The organism is Streptomyces sp. UH6 (assembly GCF_013421635.1).
In the GTDB taxonomy this organism is placed as follows: domain Bacteria; phylum Actinomycetota; class Actinomycetes; order Streptomycetales; family Streptomycetaceae; genus Streptomyces; species Streptomyces abyssomicinicus.
This window is the reverse complement of the sequence record NZ_JACADT010000395.1, coordinates 1-4,901: the sequence shown is the minus strand read 5'-3', so window position 1 is coordinate 4,901 and position 4,901 is coordinate 1. Positions and strand designations below refer to the sequence as shown.

Genomic DNA, 4,901 nt, shown 5'->3' with positions numbered 1-4,901 from the left:
GGCGTCGTGCTCCTGGTGCTCGATTCCGTCGTTGACTCACTCACTCACTCACTCAGCGAGAAGGTCCCTTGACCTGTGAAAGGTCGCGGCCCGGGGCCTGTTGCCGTGAGTGAGTGAGTCAACGACGATCGCGCGACCGCCTGCGGCGGCTGCGTCGCCCGGTGGCGCCGGGGTCCGGCTCGTCGCGGGTGGCCTGTTCCCCGGGGGAACACCGATGGGGCCCGGGCCACGACGATGCCCGCGCCGACGCGGAGCGACCATGGCGGCCGCCACCACCGCGCGGCAGCAGCTGCTCCCGCTCAGCCACGTCCGGATGGTGCGGTCGCCTAGTGCTCCGGCACCACGGACGGCGGGGGTACGGCGGCCAGCCCGAAAGCGCCGGCATACCCGGCGGCCGGAGCCCAGACGGCCACCCCTCCCCTCCCCGCTGCCTTCCTCGAGGACAACAGCGATGCCCGGCGGCCGGGTGGCGGCTGGTCACGTAAACCGCCCACGGCTGCCGCCCCCGAAGCCGGGCCGGGATCTTTCATTCTTTCTTTCTGCCATCCAGGGAAGGCCCCTGACCTGCACACCGGGCGGCAGATCGGCTCTCTCCCGGCTGGCAGAAAGAATGAAAGAAGCCCCGGCCGGGATTCGGGCCGGGGCTTCTGCGCTGTTCGGTCAGGCTGTCTCGACAGGAGACGTCGGCCAGGACGCGCTTCTGTGCCGCTGCAGCTCGTTCACAAGCTCGACACGGTCGGAGGGGATGGCTCGGACGGTGACTTCGAGAACCTCGGAGGTCCGGCCGGAGCGTCCGAGGATTACGGTCTCCAGGATCGGGAGTTCGGGCGAGATCTGGAGAAGGGCGGCTTCCTCTCGGGTGGGCATCCGCACCCGCAGGTGCTCGGTCCACGAGATGGGCCCGTGCCCGGCTTCCTCCAGCCGGTCCAGATACCCGCCGGGACCGGTGGAGGGCTCGGCGACTTGGGGAGAGTCCTGGACGGCGGTGTCGCTGAGCCAGGTGTCGACCAGTTGGAACGGCGGCTCCCCGGCCGGGCTCGTGACGCGTCGGCGTCGGACGGTCGGTGCGCCGGGCTCGACGTCCAGGAGCTCGGCGACGCGCTCCGTGGCGGGCTGCTTGTCGGCAACGGGGCGGCCGTGGACCTGCCATGCCTCACCGGGATGGGAAGCCGCGGGGAAGACGTATCCGCGCCGGGGATCCCGGGTGATGGTCTGGTCGCGGGTGACCCTGCGGCGGGCCGGGCGGTCGAGGACCACGATGCCGGTCCGCTTCACGGGGCGAACCAGGCCCTCCCGCTCCAGGATGCCGACGGCTTCGGAGATCACTCCGCGACCAACGCCGTAGTGGGCGGTCAGGTCCTCATAGCGGGGCAGTGTGCCGCCGGTCGGAAACTCCCCTTGGTCGATGCGTTGCCGCAGGTCGGCCGCTACCTCCTCGTACCGTGCCATGGGTCGTCCTTCCTTCGAATCTGAACGGATACCGATCACCTTACGTCAACAGTACCGGTACTGCTTGACTCTCGCCCCTGGGCACGTCATGGTTTGAGTACCGGTACTCATCAGCAACGGGTCCGGCCGTTCAGTCATGCAGATTCAGCCCGGGAGGGAAACGACATGACGATGCTGGCAGGCTCTGAGACGACCTTCGAACAGCGCATGGTCCAGGCGGCGGACCGGATGCATGTAGTGCCCCGTGGGGTCACGCCGGGTGTGAACTCGGTCGGCGAGGACCTCGGTCCCGGTGAGGCCGGGTCGCCTCGGATCGAGGTCCGTATGAGCCTCAACCTCAGCGGCGACGACCTCCTCGCCGCCCTCTGGGACTCCGCCTACTACTGGGAGATCCCCGGTCACCTGTCGGTCGAACTCGTCCGCTGGCACGCGATGTCCTCGCTGATGACCTTGGGCGGACCGGAGAGCGACGCCGTCGACCGTCTCGTCCGTGACGCACGGGCCGTCAGCCGCCGTGGCGACGCGGAGGCGCGAGCGATGTACGCCCGGGCAGTCGCCGACATCGAGCGGGCCTTCGGCATCACGGTCTGACCGCACACGAGAGCCCCGCCGGCATCGGCGGGGCTTCACTCGTTCCGGCGGTTCCTTCTACCGGCCATTTGGGATTCGACCTGCGGTTTCCTGACGCCCCGCCAGGGTTGGCGGGGCTTTCTTCGGACCGTCAAACCCCACCAGCCTCAAGGCCCGTATCGCGTGCCGGGGGAACGTCTGGCCCCGAAGGTGCCAGGATCATCCCTAGCAAAGCGAAGCGGCCCGGGGGCCTAATCCCGGACCGCTTCTGGAAGTCCAGCCCATCGGTTTCGCAGCCAACTGACAGGACCTATGACCAGAGTACGAGAGATCAGGGCCTCCGAGCCACAGCGGCCCGCCGATGAGGCGGAGCTGGCGGCCACGGCCGCCCTCCCCAGCCCCCTGCCTGCCGGGCACGGCGCTGGGCTTGTTACATCAGCCACAATTTCCCGTGTAAGCGTTTTTGCAGGTCAGGACGGGGTTCCGTTCGGGTCGGCCTTTCCCACGGCGGACCTGATGGACGCGGCCGCCGCGATGCTGGCCGACCACGCCTCGCCTCTCGCCTGGCAGGGCTTTGAGGGGCCGCGTCCCCGGCTCGTGTTCGGTCCGGGCATGGTGCAGATGGTGCGCCCCGACGTCGCCCGCCGGGCACGGACCGAGGTCCGGCAGCAGGAGGCGGTCCCCAAGGACGCTGACGCGCTCGCGGCCTGGCTGGTCGAAGGGCAGCGCGACGGCGAGTCCTACGAAGAGTTCGAGATCCGCCTCGGTCGTGTCTCGGGTGATGTCCCGCTGACCGAGAGGGAGATCACCGAGTGGTCCCAGAAGTCCCGCACGAACATGATCCGGGTGCTGTCGTCCCTGGACTGGTCGCCGCTGTTCGCGGACTGGGCACTGCCCGCCATGTCGACGCTGACCTACCCCGGCGACTGGGTGCCTGTGGCCCCGGACGGGAAGACCGCCAAGGGTCACTTGGAGACCTTCTTCAAGCGGTTCGAGCGGGCTTGGGGGGCGGAGTGGATGGGCGTCTGGAAGTTCGAGTTCCAGCGGCGGGGTGCCCCGCACTTCCACCTGCTCAGCGTCCCGCCATCCGGCACCGCTGGGGCCTTTGCCGATGCCGCGTTCGCGGACCGCATGGCGGCCTTCGAGCGCGGTGAGCGGTCGAGCAAGCCCCGCCGGCGCACGGTCGAGCATCACGGGCTCGGCTTCAAGGAGTGGCTGTCGGCAACGTGGACAGACATCGTGTTCGCCGCCATCGAGGACGACATGGACGCGGCCGAGGCCGAGACCGGGGAGCCGGACCCGCGGCGGGAGCACGTGGCAGAGCACCGGCGCCGCCACCTCGGAGCGGGAACGAACGTCTCCTTCGAGAAGGGGGCGAAGGCGTCCGACCCGAAGAAGGTGGCGGTCTACTTCGCCAAGCACGGCTCCTTCAAGGCGAAGGAGTACCAGCACGTCGTGCCCGAGGAATGGCGCGAGCCGGGCAAGGGCCCGGGTCGCTTCTGGGGCTACAGGGGAGTCAAGAAGCTGATCCGTGAAGTCGAGCTGGCGGCCGACGACGCGCAGTTCGTCGCCCGGACCCTGCGCCGCCTGAAGTCCCGGACGAGGATCTGGGATCCCACGAAGGACAACGGGCCCGGCAAGCGCAAGGGCGGGCACCGCTGGATCAAGGCGACCCGGGTCGTGGAAGTCCGCCGGTACCCCGAGGGTCTCCGTCCGGCCTACTCCGGCTACTCGGACGTGATCGGGCTGGCCGGAGCCCTGTACGCGGCAGGGCCGAAGCCCCGACGCAGGAAGGTCCGCCGCCCGGTCCGCCGCTTCGTCCGGCCTGCCGGATTCACCGTGGAGAACAACGCGCCGGAACTGGTCGAGACGCTGACCCGGGCACTCCTGGCCTGTCGCGGGGAGGACGTCGCCCGGGTCCACCGGACCGAGCAGGTGCGGCAGATCGTCCGCCGACGTCGACTCGACCGGGCCGACGAGATCCCGCTCCGTATGGCTCTCGCCCGTGCCGCCCAGGAGTGACCCGACCTGACCCGCCCACGGCAATGGCGGTGTCTCGACGGTCCCGGAGCGGGGCCGCCACGGTCCGCGCCGGCACTTCCCGGAGACGGGGCGGCGCGAGGCCGACAGTCGGTCTGTCCCGGCCTTGGCCGGGGTTCCCCGGGAGGGGAACCCCCTTTGTACATACCCTCCGTTTGATCATGGTCGGCTGACCGCCACCCGGCACCGCCAGACCACCGCCACGGCACCGCCACCCGTGCACTGAGGGAGGCGGTCAGGTGGCGGTGCCGGGTGGCGGTCAGCCGGAGCACGGCGACCCGTCGGATCGGAATGCAAGGGTGTGCTGCTTCGCCATGAGAGAGGCTTCGGCGTCGTGCTCCTGGTGCTCGTCGTCGACGGCGGGCCGAGGGCGGCGGCCGGTCGCGCGGGCCGAAGGCATGAGCGCGGCCGGGGCGGCGGTCCGGGCCGCGCCGACCGCGTCAGCGGGCGGCCTTGATGGAGTAGAGAAATTTGTACCGCGCCCTCGTTCCGGTGACGGCAGCCGCGGTTCCGGTGCCGCCCGTCCGACCCCCCCGGGCGGATGGACGCGACCAGGTTCTTCGCTGCGTCCGCCCCCTCCGTCCACCCCCCCGGGTCGACGGTGCCGACCAGTCCGGACAGACACGGACCGACAGACGGACAGACAGGCCGACCAGGGGACTCTCCCCGGCGCGACACGGGCCGACAGACAGGCCGACACACGGGACCGACAGCAGTGACTGACTGACTGACCGACTGCGCGACAGAGCCCTTCAGGGAGCCGTAGAGGCCGCTCAGGCGACCGCCGCCCGGTCAGTCAGTCAGTCAGTCACCCGCGGCTTGGGGCTCGCGCCGGCACTTTC

3 protein-coding genes are annotated in these 4,901 nt (G+C 70.1%); 2 read left to right on the top strand and 1 reads right to left on the bottom strand.

The features are described 5' to 3' along the window. Positions 1–660: 660 nt before the first annotated feature. Complete coding sequence (locus tag HW445_RS18425) at positions 661–1,449, bottom strand: GntR family transcriptional regulator (protein WP_180222092.1); 789 nt, start codon at positions 1,447–1,449, stop codon at positions 661–663. Between the two features lie 165 nt (positions 1,450–1,614). On the opposite strand from HW445_RS18425, the gene HW445_RS18420 reads away from it, so the two are divergent. After that, positions 1,615–2,040 (top strand): hypothetical protein, encoded by a 426-nt coding sequence (locus HW445_RS18420; RefSeq protein ID WP_180222091.1) that lies wholly within the window; start codon positions 1,615–1,617, stop codon positions 2,038–2,040. A gap of 495 nt (positions 2,041–2,535) precedes the next feature. After that, positions 2,536–4,041, top strand: coding sequence for a hypothetical protein (locus tag HW445_RS18415; protein WP_180222090.1), 1,506 nt, complete (start codon positions 2,536–2,538; stop codon positions 4,039–4,041). The last annotated feature ends 860 nt before the right edge of the window (positions 4,042–4,901 follow it).